At 32.5% G+C, this 14,898-nt stretch carries 17 protein-coding genes; 14 read left to right on the top strand and 3 right to left on the bottom strand.

The features are described from left to right. Window positions 1-27 precede the first annotated feature (27 nt). Together B0A68_RS14745 and B0A68_RS14750 are read right to left on the bottom strand one after the other, a co-directional pair. Window positions 28-255: a hypothetical protein gene (locus B0A68_RS14745; protein WP_017495128.1), complete on the bottom strand. Its 228-nt coding sequence runs from the start codon at window positions 253-255 to the stop codon at window positions 28-30. 27 nt (window positions 256-282) lie between these two features. Beyond that, a complete protein-coding gene (locus tag B0A68_RS14750; RefSeq protein ID WP_035690198.1) occupies window positions 283-1,668 on the bottom strand; it encodes an MATE family efflux transporter in 1,386 nt (461 codons plus the stop codon). Window positions 1,669-1,858: 190 nt separating this feature from the next. Between B0A68_RS14750 and B0A68_RS14755 the strand changes: the two genes are divergently transcribed. Then, window positions 1,859-2,371 carry a hypothetical protein gene (locus B0A68_RS14755; RefSeq protein ID WP_035690197.1) on the top strand — a complete coding sequence of 171 codons (513 nt, stop codon included), beginning with the start codon at window positions 1,859-1,861 and terminating at the stop codon, window positions 2,369-2,371. A gap of 80 nt (window positions 2,372-2,451) precedes the next feature. Here the strand turns inward: B0A68_RS14755 and B0A68_RS14760 are convergent, their stop codons facing one another. Continuing rightward, complete coding sequence (locus tag B0A68_RS14760; RefSeq protein ID WP_035690195.1) at window positions 2,452-3,327, bottom strand: PPK2 family polyphosphate kinase; 876 nt, start codon at window positions 3,325-3,327, stop codon at window positions 2,452-2,454. A gap of 97 nt (window positions 3,328-3,424) precedes the next feature. Here B0A68_RS14760 and B0A68_RS14765 point away from each other — a divergent pair, with 97 nt between their 5' ends. From B0A68_RS14765 to B0A68_RS14825, 13 genes are all read left to right on the top strand, one after another. Beyond that, window positions 3,425-4,261, top strand: a complete 837-nt coding sequence (locus B0A68_RS14765; protein ID WP_035690193.1) for a DUF6929 family protein — start codon at window positions 3,425-3,427, stop codon at window positions 4,259-4,261. Between the two features lie 136 nt (window positions 4,262-4,397). Continuing rightward, complete coding sequence (locus B0A68_RS14770; protein WP_035690191.1) at window positions 4,398-5,078, top strand: CPBP family intramembrane glutamic endopeptidase; 681 nt, start codon at window positions 4,398-4,400, stop codon at window positions 5,076-5,078. 163 nt (window positions 5,079-5,241) lie between these two features. Beyond that, window positions 5,242-5,742, top strand: a complete 501-nt coding sequence (locus tag B0A68_RS14775; RefSeq protein ID WP_035690189.1) for an RNA polymerase sigma factor — start codon at window positions 5,242-5,244, stop codon at window positions 5,740-5,742. Window positions 5,743-5,744: 2 nt separating this feature from the next. After that, entirely contained in the window at window positions 5,745-6,704 is a 960-nt protein-coding gene (locus B0A68_RS14780) for a hypothetical protein (RefSeq protein WP_035690187.1), read from the top strand. A gap of 81 nt (window positions 6,705-6,785) precedes the next feature. Continuing rightward, a complete protein-coding gene (locus B0A68_RS14785; protein WP_035690185.1) occupies window positions 6,786-8,954 on the top strand; it encodes a vWA domain-containing protein in 2,169 nt (722 codons plus the stop codon). After that, window positions 8,929-9,594, top strand: coding sequence for a phospholipid scramblase-related protein (locus B0A68_RS14790; RefSeq protein ID WP_394332275.1), 666 nt, complete (start codon window positions 8,929-8,931; stop codon window positions 9,592-9,594). Before B0A68_RS14785 ends, B0A68_RS14790 begins: the two co-directional genes overlap by 26 nt. A gap of 113 nt (window positions 9,595-9,707) precedes the next feature. Next, entirely contained in the window at window positions 9,708-10,424 is a 717-nt protein-coding gene (locus B0A68_RS14795) for a 3-ketoacyl-ACP reductase (protein ID WP_035690181.1), read from the top strand. 61 nt (window positions 10,425-10,485) lie between these two features. Continuing rightward, window positions 10,486-10,995 carry a hypothetical protein gene (locus B0A68_RS14800; protein WP_035690179.1) on the top strand — a complete coding sequence of 170 codons (510 nt, stop codon included), beginning with the start codon at window positions 10,486-10,488 and terminating at the stop codon, window positions 10,993-10,995. A gap of 4 nt (window positions 10,996-10,999) precedes the next feature. Then, window positions 11,000-11,623: a hypothetical protein gene (locus B0A68_RS14805; protein ID WP_035690177.1), complete on the top strand. Its 624-nt coding sequence runs from the start codon at window positions 11,000-11,002 to the stop codon at window positions 11,621-11,623. A 399-nt stretch (window positions 11,624-12,022) separates the two neighbouring features. Beyond that, complete coding sequence (locus B0A68_RS14810; RefSeq protein ID WP_123947517.1) at window positions 12,023-12,550, top strand: hypothetical protein; 528 nt, start codon at window positions 12,023-12,025, stop codon at window positions 12,548-12,550. An 80-nt stretch (window positions 12,551-12,630) separates the two neighbouring features. Beyond that, window positions 12,631-13,209 (top strand): STM3941 family protein, encoded by a 579-nt coding sequence (locus B0A68_RS14815; RefSeq protein WP_035690173.1) that lies wholly within the window; start codon window positions 12,631-12,633, stop codon window positions 13,207-13,209. 12 nt (window positions 13,210-13,221) lie between these two features. Continuing rightward, window positions 13,222-14,031: a hypothetical protein gene (locus tag B0A68_RS14820; protein WP_035690171.1), complete on the top strand. Its 810-nt coding sequence runs from the start codon at window positions 13,222-13,224 to the stop codon at window positions 14,029-14,031. A gap of 7 nt (window positions 14,032-14,038) precedes the next feature. Continuing rightward, entirely contained in the window at window positions 14,039-14,851 is an 813-nt protein-coding gene (locus tag B0A68_RS14825; protein ID WP_123947518.1) for a hypothetical protein, read from the top strand. Window positions 14,852-14,898: the final 47 nt, after the last annotated feature.

Below are 14,898 nucleotides of genomic sequence, written 5' to 3' on the forward strand. Positions count from 1 at the left end.
ATTAAAGCTTAAAAATCAGAACTAAAATTACTCTTCGTAACGGTTTATTTCTCTATCATAAAATTCATTTGCCAAAACAATTAAGCCTTCCATTTCAGCATTCAGTTCAGCTTCATCAAGATCTTCTGCTTCTTCCATAAACTCAACCTCATCATCTTTAAGATTAATGATAAATCTTGGATAATCAAGGTGAATGATAAAGATATCATCTGGAAAGTCAGTATTATCTCCAAGTAAAAATTTAGGTAATTCCATATTATTATAGTTTTAAATATTTCAAATTTAGGTATTTGAAAATGAATTATTGATTAATTTTTTTGTTAAGTAATGAAAGCGAAGATACAAGAAAACTGCAGCAAAAGTCAATCCTGCCAAAAGTCCGATCCAAACGCCCTGCGCTTTCCATTCTGTATATTCTCCCAGATAATAAGAAATTGGAAAACCTATTACCCAATAGGCAGTAAAGGTAATATACATCGGGATTTTAACATCCTGTAAACCGCGAAGTGCTCCTAACACCACAACTTGAATTCCGTCAGAAATCTGGAATACAGCAGCTATCAACAGTAATTTTGATGCAATACTTACCACTTCAGTATTATCCAGAATCTGGCCGGTGTTTTCCATATTCAAAAAGATATGCGGTAAGAAGCTGTGAAAAGCTATAAACAGTAAAGCAAAAATAGTTTCCAAAATTATGGCAAGTAAAAATATTGAACGAGCAACAACTACCAATTTCTTAAAATCGCCCAATCCTCTTTGATTGCTCACTCTTATCATAGAAGTTACACTTAACCCCATGGCAAACATAAAAGTAAGAGAAGATAAACTTAGAGCAACTTGGTTGGCAGCCTGACTTGTTTTACCAATATTCCCGCAAAGCCAGATTGACGCCGTAAAAAGAACTACCTCAAAAAGCATCTGCATAGCAGACGGAAATCCTATATTGATTATCTTTTTTATGGTTGTACTTTTTATTTCATCAAAACTGAAATTTTTGAAAAATCGTTTTAAATCGTTTCTTCTGGACAACATAATATGCATGAACATCACCAAAAATATTCTTGAAATCACAGTTCCAAGCGCGGCGCCGATAATTCCCATTTTTGGAAAAAACCAGATTCCATATATTAATACATAATTCATACCCACATGAAGTACGTTTGCCATAACCATAGCATACATAGAATATTTTGTGAATGACAATCCATCAGCAAATTGCTTATATCCCTGATACATTATTAATGGAATCAAAGAGAATGCAACCCATCCTAGATAAGGTTTTGCCAATGCAATTACATCTGCGGGCTGATCTAACAATTCCATTATTGGTTTTGCGAACATAATTAAGGTAAAAAGCACTACTCCTAAAATTGTACAAAGAAATAAGCCGTGATGAAATGCAGAACGAATTTTAGTATCATTTTTCTCTGCATCGCCTTCTGCAACGATTGGTGTAATAGCCGTTGAGAATCCAATTCCTAAGGACATTGCGATAAAAATCATACTGTTACCCAATGAAACCGCTGCTAATTCTGTACTTCCCAGTTTTCCCACCATGATATTATCGACAATACCTATTAAGGTATGTCCTACCATTCCTAATATTATAGGATATGCTAGTCTAAAATTATACGAAAACTCTTTTGTGTATTGTTTAAGATTCAATTTGCATTCTTTTTAATCGGCAAAGATAATCAGAAGCTTTGAATTCTCTTCTATTATTAAAAATATAAGCTAATATTAAGAATATCCTTTATAAAACCAATATTATATAACAATTCCTAAAAATTATATAACAACGCCTTTAAGGCTAGATTTTACTTTTACATTATTAATAATTCAAAATGAAATTGTCATGAGAAAATCAAGAAATCTAAAAATTTTATGCCTGGCAGCTTTTGCCTTTTTATACGCCAATACAACTTTCGCTCAAGACAGTGAAATTAAAAATTACGATCAAGGTTTTAGATTAGGATTTGGAATTAATGGCGGTATACCAACTGACAAAGATTACGATTGGTCACTTGGAGGAGATGTTCGTTTACAATACGATTTAACAAAGAGAGCATCATTGACACTTACAACGGGTTTTACAAACTTGTTTCAAAAAGGAGACGCTAAAGATTTAGGTTTTATACCTGCAAAAGCTGGTTTTAAAGCGTTTATCTGGGAAGATCAATTTTATGTTTTAGGAGAAGTAGGTGCAGGTTTTGCTGTAACTAATGGCTACGATAAAACTACTTTTTTATGGGCTCCAGGAATTGGATATGCCAATAAATATATTGACTTAAGCGTTCGTTACGAAGATTATAAAGATTTTAGAACCAATCAGGTAGCACTGCGTGTTGCTTATGGTTTTGACTTATAAAAATTAAATTAGGTTTATTTTATTTTTTTGTTTTTGGGAAAATTCCGGCAGATCTCTCTTAGTCTGCCGGTTTTTTTATTTTATGCACCCAGTGCTTTTTTATAGCTTTCAAAATTTGCCAGTATCTTATCATCCAATTCTGGCTCCTTAATATCGGTATGTGTTTTCATTTCTTCCCAGATAATTTTAGCAACAATATATCGTGCCATTTCTTTATCATCTGCAGGAACAACGTACCAAGGCGCATGCTCTTTAGAAGTTTCATTGATCGCTTCTTCGTAATATTTCTGGTATTCATCCCAGTGTTCGCGCTCTTTTAAATCTCCGGGAGAAAATTTCCAGTTATGTTTTCCTTCTTCCAAACGGCGTAATAATCTTTCTCTCTGCTCGTCTTTGCTTAAGTGAAGATAAAATTTCAAAATAATCGTTCCGTTATCGGCAATATGTTTTTCGAAGTTATTGATCTGCTCAATTCTATTTTTCCAAAATTTAGGTTTAATATCCTCGACTGAATTTATATCAGGCAGATTTTCATTCAAAATATATTCCGGATGCACGCGCGTTACCAAAACATTTTCATAATGCGTTCTGTTAAAAATTGCAAACTTACCTTTCTCTGGCAGTGCAATATAATGTCTCCACAAATAATCATGGCTCAGTTCTGTAGAATTTGGAGTTTTAAAACTGTGAACTACTACCCCACGCGGATTAAATTCTTTAAAAACTTCCCTGATTAAACTATCTTTTCCGGAAGTATCCATTCCCTGCAGGCAGATTAAAACCGAATACTTGTTGTGCGCATACATTGTGTCCTGTAAATCACTTAGTTTTGCCTGTACTTTATCTAGCTTTTCTTCTTTTTCTTCATCATCGGCTTTTATATCGAGCAGCGTAGGAATTTTTTTCAGTTTAATTTCCTTAGTAACTTTAAAATCATTCGGATTTATTGATTTCATATTTTTTCAAATTTAATATCATAAATATACTACTTTTACGAATTCCGATAACTATCGGAACTCCCATTCATTGCAATACTTTTTCAAAACAACATTAATGGAAAAATTCACATTAGAAATATTATTTCAAATCATCGGAATAGGTTCTGCATCAGGATTATTTTATAATAATGATGCGCTTTACGTAATTGGCGATAACAGCGGCTTTTTGTACGAATACAATATGCAGAATCAGCAGTTAAATCAGCATGCATTAATTGATAATCCAACACAGAATATTCCGAAAAATCTAAAACCTGATTTTGAATCTTTAACATATCATAACGATACACTTTATGTTTTTGGTTCTGGTTCAACCGAAAACAGAAACAAAATGATCGAGTTCGATCTTAAAAATAAAACCATTTTACAGAAAAATAATTTGGTGGATTTATATGGTTTAATGCAAAGTTTTGGCGAAATAAAACCAGAAGATTTTAATCTGGAAGGTGCTATTTTTGACGGCGAAAACTGGTATTTATTCAATCGCGGAAACGGAGTTTCTAACAAAAACGCCATTTTTACCATTCATGCCAAAAATCTTGGAGAAGAATTTGCCTTGATTTCTGTTAATTATAAACTGCCAAAAATAAAAGGAGTACGTTCTAGTTTTACCGACGCCGTTTTGGTCGAAGATAAAATTTATTTTCTTTCTACTGCAGAAGACACAAAATCAACTTACGACGACGGAGAAATCTTAGGAAGTTTTATAGGCAGAATTGATCTTAAAACCATGAAAATTGATTTTACACAAAAAATTACTTCCACTAATAAATTTGAAGGCTTGACTTTTTATAAAAAGGAAAACAATAAAATCGAATTTTTGCTTTGCGAAGATAATGACACAGACGTTTTAGAAACTAAGATTTTTAAATTGACTTTGCCACTAAAATAAGCAACTTTACTTTGCGAGCCTTTGCGTAATTCTTTGCGAATCTTTGCGGTAAAACTATAACGCAAAGATTCGCAAAGTCAGCTCAGAGATTCACAAAGGTTATTCTTTTCACTAAAACAAACCTATAACCAACTAAATGCTCAACAATACAAACTCTAGTAAGAAATCGGCATTAATTATCGGGATTTTACTTTCTGTACTTCTTCCTTTTCTAGCCATTTTTTTTTCTTTACTTTTCAAAAAAATAGGCATTAGCAACGAAATTCAATTTTACATTTCGAGATTTGCAATTTGGTTTTCTCTACTGCTGCTATTCTTTTATTCTTTAAAAATAGAAAAACAGCCATTCCTGCTTTGGAAAGAAACCGAATATTCTTTTTCTTTTTTTGCTAAAGCCCTATTCATTACATTCCTAAAATTATTCATAGCGGTATTCATTACCGGGGTTTTGTTTATATTATTTAAGATAACAGGAGAAAGTGCTGTATTAAATAAAGCTTTGGCTCTTTTTAAAAAGAGTTATTTTTTATTGTTTTTTACTTGTGTCACGGCTGGTATTACCGAGGAATTAATTTTTAGAGGTTATTTACTCCCAAGGTTAGAACTGCTGCTAAAAAATAAAAAACTGGCTGTAATTATTTCCAGCATTATTTTTGGATTCCTGCATATTGGTTACGGAACTTTGATAAATGTTGTTGGTCCAATTGTAATCGGATTGGTATTTGCCGTACAATACGACAAATACAGAAACATAAAAATCCTGATTATGTGTCATTTTTTATGGGATCTGCTTCTTTTAATCGCCAAAACACGATAAAATTAAATTTAAATAAAGTCCACAAAAACAGATGTTTACAAAATAATTTAAATTATTTTTATATTTATTTCATCTTCGTCCCAACCTTTTTAGCTTATTAGTGCTCTTTATAATAAAGACCAAACTTGTGATAAACGAAACTCAAATTTCTAACTGCAAAAAAATGAACCGTGATGCCCAGCGTCAGGTTTATGAGCATATGGCTCCAAAATTGTATCGCGTCTGCAAACGATACCTTAAGAAAGAAGAAGAAATTGAAGAAGCTCTGGCTGATGCTTTCTATACCATATTTACAAAATTAGAACAGCTCAAAGAAGATAAGGCTTTTGAAGCCTGGGCCAGAAAAATTACTGTTAATCACTGCTTGGCCTCCATCAAGAAGAACACTAATTTTAATATGTATCTTGATGATGTAAAGATGCTTTCGCAGCCTTTTACAGAAGAAATGAGTGAGTTAGAAGAAGAAGATTTACTCAATTTATTAAACCATATTCCGGATGGCTGTAAAACCGTTTTTAATCTTTTTGTGATTGAAGGTTTCGGTCATAAGGAAATAGCGGCAATGCTGAACATTTCAGAAGGCACTTCTAAATCACAACTGAATGCCGCTAAAACCAAACTAAAAGATCTGGTTAATAAATTGTATTATCAAAAAGCAAAATAGTCATGGACAATCAAGATAAAATATTCAATAGATTTAAGGAAGCTGCAGAAAACGAAACAGCTAAAGATTTTCCGGGAATGGAAAAAGTCTGGTCGCGTGTTGAAGAAAAACTCGACAAAAAGGAAGATAAAAAAGCAATTTCGATGTGGAAAAAAGTTTCAATTGCTGCATCTCTTTTATTAATAATTTCTTTAGGCTCTCAGTTTTTTAAAACCGATAAAACTCCAAGTATTGAAAATACCGATAAAGTAGTAATCAACGAAGCTGGGAAAGAATCAATTCAGAACTCAGAATCAAGAAAAGGTAAAGTTGCAGCTTCAGATGATTCTGTAATTATTCCAGAAGACGAAGCAGAAAAAATTATAAATAAACTTCAAAAACCTACAGTTGTTTTCAATGAAGCTGTAATTGTAGATAATGCGCCTTTGATTACAGAAGCGGCGTCTCCAATAGCTGCTGACGAAGTTTTTGCTCCCGCTCCTGCAATCGTTTCCGGCTATATAAGTCAGCGAGATTCTATTGCCAGAGATAAAGCGAGAGATTACGAATCTGAAAAATCAAGTAAAAGAAATTCATATGCCCTTGCAGATTCTGAAAAAGAAACTCAAATGGCTAAAAAAAGTGCACCACTCGTTATTATGAACGGAAGACCGATCTCTCACAGCAACGATCAGAAAAGAGATAAAATGATGCAGGAAGAACTTCCTAATATGAATCCCGAAAATTTAGATTCGCTGGTAATATTAGATGAACCTTTGTACATTATTGATGGTATTTATTATTCTGAAAATGATTTATTTGGTAAAAATCCAACGAGTCCTTATGCTCCTTTAAACAAACAGGAAATAAAAACAATTACGATTCTGCAAGATCTGGAAGCCACAGAAAAATATGGCGATAAAGGAAAAAAAGGAGTTGTAATAATTACTACTAAAACAGGGAAACCAACTCCCTTAAAATAACTAAAATTCATTCTAAACTTTGTCAAAGTACGGCACTTTGACAAAGTAAACACACCAACATTAATTCTAAAACTTATTATTATGAAAAGTCTAAAACTTATTTCATCAGCCATTGCTATGCTTATATGTTTCGTTACTATGGCACAAGAAAAAACGATTACCGGAATCATTTCTGATGAAAGCGGCGCACCTGTTCCAGGAGCAAGTGTTACTATTCAGTATACAAAAAAAGGAACTATGGCCGATTTTGACGGTAAATACAGCATTCAGGCTCAAAAAGGAGATATGCTCGTTTTTAGTTTTATTGGATATCAAACTCAAAGACAAAGAGTAGAAAACACAGAAAAAATCAATATACAACTGCATTATGATAACCAAACTTTAAGTGAAGTTGTTGTTGTAGGATATGGAAGCAGTGATTCGGAATCTGAAGATCGAAGTTATGCACGTGCTGAAAGAAAAAGAGAAAAAAGAGATATTTCTAAGGCACTAAAAGGAAAGACAGCTGGACTTCAAATTCAAAATAATGTTGGATATGTTCCGAATCCAAGCCCAAATGTTGTGATACGCTCAACAGCATCTGTATCTCCAAAAAGTGAACCGATTTATATCGTTGACGGAGTTGCCATTAATGCCAATCAAATGGCAAAAATTAATCCTAATGATATCGATAATGTATCAGTTTTAAAAGATAAAGCCGCAACTTCTGTTTATGGAACAAGAGCTTCAAATGGTGTTGTTGTTATCTCAACCAAAAATGAACTTTACAAAAACCTTTCTGAAAAAGAAATCGATAAAAAATTAAACATCATTACACCTGTTCCTGCAGAACCAACTCAGGAAGATTATAATGCTTTTGTCGAAAATGCTTTTGAAAGTCCAAAAACGGCGCCGCTTTCTACATTTTCTATAGATGTTGATAATGCTTCTTACACCAATATCAGACGTTTTTTAAATAACGGACAGCAGGTTCCCAAAGATGCCGTGCGTGTAGAAGAAATGGTTAATTTTTTCAAATACACTTATCCACAGCCAAAAAACGAAAATCCGTTTTCTATCAATACAGAAGTAAGCGATTCACCTTGGAATTCAAACACCAAAATTTTAAAAATTGGTTTACAGGGAAAAAACATTCCAACAGAAGATTTACCAGCATCCAATCTTGTTTTCCTTATTGATGTTTCGGGTTCTATGAGCCAAATGAATAAGCTGCCATTATTAAAACAATCCTTAAAAATATTGGTAAACGAATTGCGTCCAAAAGACAAAGTAGCCATTGTGGTTTATGCCGGAGCTGCAGGAATGGTTTTGGCTCCAACTTCTGGGGATGAGAAAAAAACAATTATTGACGCTTTGGATAAATTACAATCTGGAGGAAGTACAGCGGGCGGTGCAGGAATTGAACTGGCGTACAATATTGCGGCAGAAAATTATATCAAAAGCGGTAATAACCGTGTGATTCTGGCAACAGACGGAGATTTTAATGTGGGAAGTTCTTCTAATTCTGATATGGAAAAATTAATTGAAGAGAAAAGAAAAACGGGAGTTTTCCTAACTTGTTTAGGATACGGAATGGGAAATTATAAAGACAGTAAAATGGAAATTCTTGCCGACAAAGGAAATGGAAATTATGCTTACATTGATAATATTCAGGAAGCCAATCGTTTTTTAGGAAAAGAATTTAAAGGTTCTATGTTTGCTATCGCGAAAGATGTAAAAATTCAGATTGAATTCAACCCAAAACAGGTTCAGGCGTATCGTTTGATTGGTTATGAAAACAGAAAACTTCGCGCAGAAGATTTTAAAAATGATGCGATCGATGCTGGAGAATTAGGAAGCAATCATACCGTTACAGCTTTGTACGAAATTATTCCCGCCGGCGCAAAAAGTAATTATTTAGCAGAACAGCCAGATGATTTAAAATATACTAAAACAGAAACAAGTTCAAGTAATTACAATAATGAATTGGCTACAATAAAATTCCGTTACAAAAAACCTGACGGCGATAAAAGTATCGAAATAGTTCAGGTTATTGAGAACAAATCGGCAGCTTTAGAAAAAGCGAGTGATGATATGAAATTTAGTTCGGCGGTAGCTTGGTTCGGATTAAAATTAAGAGATTCAAAATTGATCGCTGCTAAATCTTCTGAAGAAATTGTAAAATTGGCTAAACAAGGAAATTCAAACGACGCTGAGGGCTATAAAGCAGAATTTATTCGTCTGGTTGAAACATCAAAACAGTATAATTAATAAATATTTATTTACATTTGAGCTTTATTCAAACATTAATTTTTATACTCATATGAATTCCATTTTAAGCCAAAATCTATTTTTAGTAAAAGAACATGTCGGAATGTTTAAAGCTGCAAACAATTACGATATATACAATCCGGAAACGAATCAGATTATCATGAACTGTCGAGAAAATAATCTTGGTTTTTTTACTAAAATACTTCGTTTTACAGATTATAAAAGAGCAACACCTTTTAACATTGAAATTACAACCGCTTCTGGCGAAAAGTTAATTACCGTAAGAAGAGGCGTTGCCATATTTAGATCGACTGTTGAAGTTTTGGATGAAAATGATCGTTTGGTTGGAACTTTCAAACAAAAATTCTTTTCTATTGGAGGAAAATTCGAAATTCTGGATAAAAATGTAAAACCGGTTGCAACTCTTCAGGGTAAATGGACCGGCTGGGATTTTACATTCTCGCATGAAAATAAACAACTGGCTCAGGTAACTAAAAAGTGGGCCGGAATGGGGAAAGAGCTTTTTACAAGTGCAGATAATTATGTCCTCAATATAGAAGAAACTGTCCCAGCTGACAGCTCATTGAGACAATTAATTTTGGGAGCTGTAATGTGCATCGATATGGTTCTGAAAGAATAATAAAAAAGTTGTTAAACTTAGTTTAACAAAACATTTAAAAGCATTATTTTAGTTCGCAAAAGCTTATTTTTGTTAGACTAAAATAATGCTTTTTACATTTATAAAATACTAAAATGACAGATCTAAAAAATAAAAATGCCCTAATTACTGGAGCTGGAAAAGGAATTGGCAAAGCAGTAGCTATTGCCTTGGCCAAAGAAGGCGTAAACGTAATTTTAGTTTCAAGAACACAATCTGATGTGGAACAACTGGCACAAGAAACTTCAAAATTAGGAGTAAAATCTCTAGCATTATCTGCTGATGTTTCTGACATTAACTCCATAAATAGTGCGGTAGAAAAAGCTCTTTCCGAATTCAAAAATATTGATATTTTAATCAACAGCGCAGGAATTGCTTCTTTTGGAAAATTCTTAGAATTGGAGCCAGAAGCTTGGGAAAGAATTATTCAGGTAAATTTAATGGGAACATACTACACGACTCGCGCCATTATCCCGAATATGATCGAAAGACAAACTGGAGATATTATTAATATTTCATCTACTGCAGGTTTAAACGGAAATGCGCTTACAAGTGCATACAGCGCTTCTAAATTTGCTGTTTTAGGTTTGACCGATTCTTTGATGCAGGAAATGAGAAAACATAACATTCGTGTAACGGCCTTAACACCAAGCACAGTTGCTACAGATATGGCAAAGGACTTAAATTTAACAGATGGAAATCCAGAAAAAGTGATGCAGTCTGAAGATATGGCAGATTTAATCATCGCACAATTAAAGTTAAACCGAAGAGTGTTTATTAAAAACAGCAGTATCTGGTCTACAAATCCTTAAAAAAATAAAGTTCTAATTCCAAGTGTAATACTTCGGCATTTGAATTTCAAAAACTATAAATATGGAACAATATTTAAGACAATTAATAGAAATTGAATTTTTGGATAAAAAAGAAATTTTTACCGGATTTCTTATTGATTATTCAGATGACTGGATTTTACTTCGCAATAATCCGGTAGATTTTATTCTGGATGGCTTTCTGATTCTTAAAAACAAAAATATACAAGCGGTAAACAGAGATCATGATCTGGCTTTTACAGAAAAGGTAATCCGTTTAAAAGGCTTAAAAACTAATTCTGAAGATATTATTCCGATTCGGGATCTGGCTTCAATTATAAATTATGTAAACAACAAATACGGTATCTTTCAGATTGCCAAAAAATCTGCAAAATCTGCCTATTTAGGAAAACTTCTCGAGTTGAATGATGAAGAACTTATCATAGATTTTCTAGACACAAAAGGCCAATTTGGCGGTGAATTGAGTTTTAATCCAGAAAAAATTCGGGTTATTGAATTTGATACGGATTATATTAATTCTTTGAAGTTGGTTATTCCGGAAGATCAAAAATAAAAATATGTACAAAAAGATTATCATTATTATACCAGCATTATGCTTCTTGATTTCCTGCTCTCAAAAAAGCAAAACTGAGAATAGTAATTCCGAAATTTTAAAAAACGATTCTGTTACTTTAAAAGCTAAAACCAAAACTCCCCTGCCAGAAAAAGCAGATAGAATTTTGGTTGGTGCAAAAATTGAAGGTGATTTTGATGGTGACGGAAAAAATGAATTTGCAATTGTAACAAAAACAAAAACAGGAGAAGGAAATCCAGTAGAAGATGGAACTCCAGATGAATATACTATTTCTTTTAGCAATACATCCCTGAAACCAATTGTTATTGGTTGTTGTGAAGCCCAACTTATAAATGAGGGAGATTTAAACGAAGATGGGAAAGATGAATTTTCAGTTTTTCAGGCACCAATGAATGGATGTACTTATTCTATGACTACATATTCGTTACAGAATTCAAATTGGAAACAGGTTATAGAACCATTTTTAATTTCAACAGGTTGTGACGGATTTACATATGATGAATTGCAAAATAGAATTTTTATCGAAAACAAAACAGTTTATAAACTGGAAACAGACCCTAATGATGAAAGTTTAAAATTATTTAGAAAAAAAATCGATTTGAAATAAGATTAGAATCCTAAAAATTCGGATTATAGAATTTGATACGAATTATATTAACTTTTGAAGTTGGTTATTCCGGAAGACCAGAAGTAAAATTCCTTTTATAAAAGCAAGAAAGCCCTTTAAACAAAGGGCTTTCTTGCTTTTTATCTACACTGATAATATTACTCCCTTTTTTAATTTTTATAAATTCCCTCATCTCTTAAAATAATAGCTTAAAATGATATTATTAAGTCTTTTAGAGGCGTTAATACCCTAGCTTAAATCTGACTTTTGCACTCGCTAAGCAACAACAGTTTTTATTGTTTAAATACTGGAAATGAAGGTGTAATCTTTTTTGAAGTCAAAATATTAAAAAGAAGAGGTTGTAAAGCGTTGAATCTTTTATCCAAAAACTCAAAAGCAATGATATCCTACTGGCTTCTCTTATTTTTCATTATAATTTTTTCAAGTTTATTAGTTGTAATTCTAGTATTCGTTTTTCGCATTAGTTCTTTCGCAGAATACAAACGTACTATTGTTCTAACATTTCTAATTCCTGCAATCGGCCTTTTTCTTTATATAACATTTGGATGTCTTAATATAGCTGTTGTTAAAAATGATGAAACCGTAAGCAGGTACATACTGGTATATGATACAACCTACAAACTTGAAAACGGAATTGTATTAACTGTCAGCTTCCAAAACGAAAAATCTACCTCTATCATAATTAACGACACAGCAACTCCCATATTTTTTGATTTAATCGGCTACAGCAAAAAAGGAAATAACTCTATAGAATATGGTCATAAAGACATTCTGCCCTACAGCATGAATTCTGTGACGCAATATCCGGATTATTTATTTTCAGACCCGCCTCAGGAAGTAACAGTCTCCGGATCAAATTATGCCGCAACTGATTTAGTAGTAAAAGGATGGCTGCATAAGAATTAATTGCTGTAACTATATAAACCACGCCTTTGCAATTTTTTTTTAAAACTAAAACAATACTTAAAATAAATTAAAAGTTAATCATGGAAACAAAATCATTACAATTCCCAAACAAAATCTATATAAATAAAGAAAAAGCAAGAAAAGAATCTATCCTTTTTGGCGTCCTTACATTATGCTGCTTATTCGGATTTTGGTATGGAACCGGCAAATTTTTTACTGAAGATTTCTACTATCCTAAATTGGTTATTTTTATGCCAATATGTTTTGTAATACTATTAATTGAAACCATAAAAAAACATAAAACTGCATCAAATAATGATGTGATATTGTCACTTACAGAAAAAGGCATCCAGTTTTTTAATAAAGATTATACTGGAGTAAGTATCGTTCCGTGGAGCGAAATTACTGGTTCTACTGAAATAGAAACAGGAAGTTCTTACTTTGGTTCTGCTAAAGTAAAAATGCTATGTGTAAATGTTAAAACCCCGTCAATTTACTTAGACAAAATAGGAAATAACAGCAAAAAGAAATTAATCAAATTTAATACTAAAAATAACATTAAATCTATTTTTACCATTGAATCAGCTACGTTGGCTGTAGATATGATAGCATTGAAAAAAACAATTTATCAAATGGTTGAAAAATCAGTATCTAATTAATCAATAAAAATTATGTTTTACTTTTACAGTATTGTCACAAAGCCTTTAACTTCAGTTGTATTACAAAACGAAATCTGTCCGGTTTGCTCAAAAAAAGGAACTATCGAAGTGGTATTATACATGAAATTTGCAACCGCACTGATTCCGATGTTTGGATTAGGAAGACCAACCAGTGTGCATTGCACAGAATGCGGTCACGAAATTAAATCGGTAAATACGCCTCTTTTTGCTCAAAATAATTATTCACCAGGAATAATTAATGGGATAAAAACAATTAAAGCTAACCACAAGCGCACACTGTGGCAATTGCTTTATCCGTGGTCAATATTAATTTTGCTGGGCTTATTGTGCATTTTTGGTTTGTTAACACAATATTCCGTTTCCCGTACGAATTCACAAACCAGTGAAATGCTTGCAAACCCAAAAATTGGAGACGTTTACAAAGTAAATATTGATTCCATGTATTTATTAAATGCAAATACCATGGGAAGTAAAAGATCACAAACCCTATTTAAAATTATAGATATAAAAAGTGATACTCTTTTAATGGTTCGTAATAAACAAAAAACAGAAGGAATTGGTGTTAAAGAAAGTGACTGGAATTCTTTATCCCGAGAAGATAATACTTTTGAAACTGCTCCTCATAAAATTAGTCTCAAAGGAATTACCGAAAGAAAGGAAGTATTCGAATTCTTCAATCAAAAGAAGATTGATTCGATAAACAAAACAGATCGAGTAAAATCAATAGATCCTCTTCACTTTTCTAAATCAATTGGCCAAATCCCAAATTATAACGGAATTGAAATTGTAGAACGAAAATAAGAACACTATGTTTTACATTATTAGCATTGTTACCAAGCCTCTAGCATCAATACGATTAAAGGATGAGACTTGTCCGGTTTGTTTAAAAAAGGGCTGCTTGGAAGTTACTTTGTATGTGAGGTATGGCAAGTTGATAATTCCCCTTCTTTACATGGACAGGCCAACTAGCGTTCATTGTACTGAATGTGGTCATGAAATAAAATCAATCAATTCTTCTTTATCCAATAAAAAAGAATATACGACTGGAATAATTAATGCTGTTAAAGACATTCAGGCCAATCACAAACGTTCTCTTTTGCGATTTATTAATCCTTGGACTGTTTTTATTTTATTCGGATTAGGTCTTATTTATGGCCTTTTCACGGCTTGGAATTCTAAAAACACGAATACACAAAATATTGAATTGCTTAAAGATCCTAAAGTTGGAGATATTTACAAAGTTAACATTGATTCAATGTTTTTAACACCCGACGGAAAAGCTGCCGAAAATAAGATTTCTCAAACCTTATTTAAAGTTATCAATATAAAAAATGATACTCTTTTAATGGTTCGCAATAAGCATAAAAAGGAAGGAATGGGCGTTTATGAAAGCGATTGGAATGCTCTATCGAGAGAAGATAATGCTTTCGAAATTATAACTCATAAAATAAGCCTAAAAGGAATTACCGAAAGAAAGGAAGTATTTGAATTCTTCGATCAAAAGAAAATCGATTCAATAAATAAGGCTGACGAAGTAAAATCAACAAATCCTTTTCATTTCTCTAAATCAATTGGCCGAATCCCCAATTATAATGAAATTAGAATGGTAGAACGAAAATAAAAATAGCATTAAAAACACAAAAGCCCTTTATAAAAAGGGTTTTTGTG

The organism is Flavobacterium reichenbachii, from assembly GCF_002217435.1.
GTDB classification, from domain to species: Bacteria; Bacteroidota; Bacteroidia; order Flavobacteriales; family Flavobacteriaceae; genus Flavobacterium; species Flavobacterium reichenbachii.

Bases quoted from the DNA above. Each gene is read 5' to 3' on its own strand.
- B0A68_RS14785 (WP_035690185.1), top strand. From the start codon at position 6,786: ATGAAAAGTCTAAAACTTATTTCATCAGCCATTGCTATGCTTATATGT.
- B0A68_RS14770 (WP_035690191.1), top strand. From the start codon at position 4,398: ATGCTCAACAATACAAACTCTAGTAAGAAATCGGCATTAATTATCGGG.
- B0A68_RS14820 (WP_035690171.1), top strand. From the start codon at position 13,222: ATGTTTTACTTTTACAGTATTGTCACAAAGCCTTTAACTTCAGTTGTA.
- B0A68_RS14780 (WP_035690187.1), top strand. From the start codon at position 5,745: ATGGACAATCAAGATAAAATATTCAATAGATTTAAGGAAGCTGCAGAA.
- B0A68_RS14755 (WP_035690197.1), top strand. From the start codon at position 1,859: ATGAGAAAATCAAGAAATCTAAAAATTTTATGCCTGGCAGCTTTTGCC.
- B0A68_RS14745 (WP_017495128.1), bottom strand. From the start codon at position 255: ATGGAATTACCTAAATTTTTACTTGGAGATAATACTGACTTTCCAGAT.
- B0A68_RS14810 (WP_123947517.1), top strand. From the start codon at position 12,023: ATGATATCCTACTGGCTTCTCTTATTTTTCATTATAATTTTTTCAAGT.
- B0A68_RS14800 (WP_035690179.1), top strand. From the start codon at position 10,486: ATGGAACAATATTTAAGACAATTAATAGAAATTGAATTTTTGGATAAA.
- B0A68_RS14815 (WP_035690173.1), top strand. From the start codon at position 12,631: ATGGAAACAAAATCATTACAATTCCCAAACAAAATCTATATAAATAAA.
- B0A68_RS14795 (WP_035690181.1), top strand. From the start codon at position 9,708: ATGACAGATCTAAAAAATAAAAATGCCCTAATTACTGGAGCTGGAAAA.
- B0A68_RS14765 (WP_035690193.1), top strand. From the start codon at position 3,425: ATGGAAAAATTCACATTAGAAATATTATTTCAAATCATCGGAATAGGT.
- B0A68_RS14805 (WP_035690177.1), top strand. From the start codon at position 11,000: ATGTACAAAAAGATTATCATTATTATACCAGCATTATGCTTCTTGATT.
- B0A68_RS14775 (WP_035690189.1), top strand. From the start codon at position 5,242: ATGAACCGTGATGCCCAGCGTCAGGTTTATGAGCATATGGCTCCAAAA.
- B0A68_RS14825 (WP_123947518.1), top strand. From the start codon at position 14,039: ATGTTTTACATTATTAGCATTGTTACCAAGCCTCTAGCATCAATACGA.
- B0A68_RS14760 (WP_035690195.1), bottom strand. From the start codon at position 3,327: ATGAAATCAATAAATCCGAATGATTTTAAAGTTACTAAGGAAATTAAA.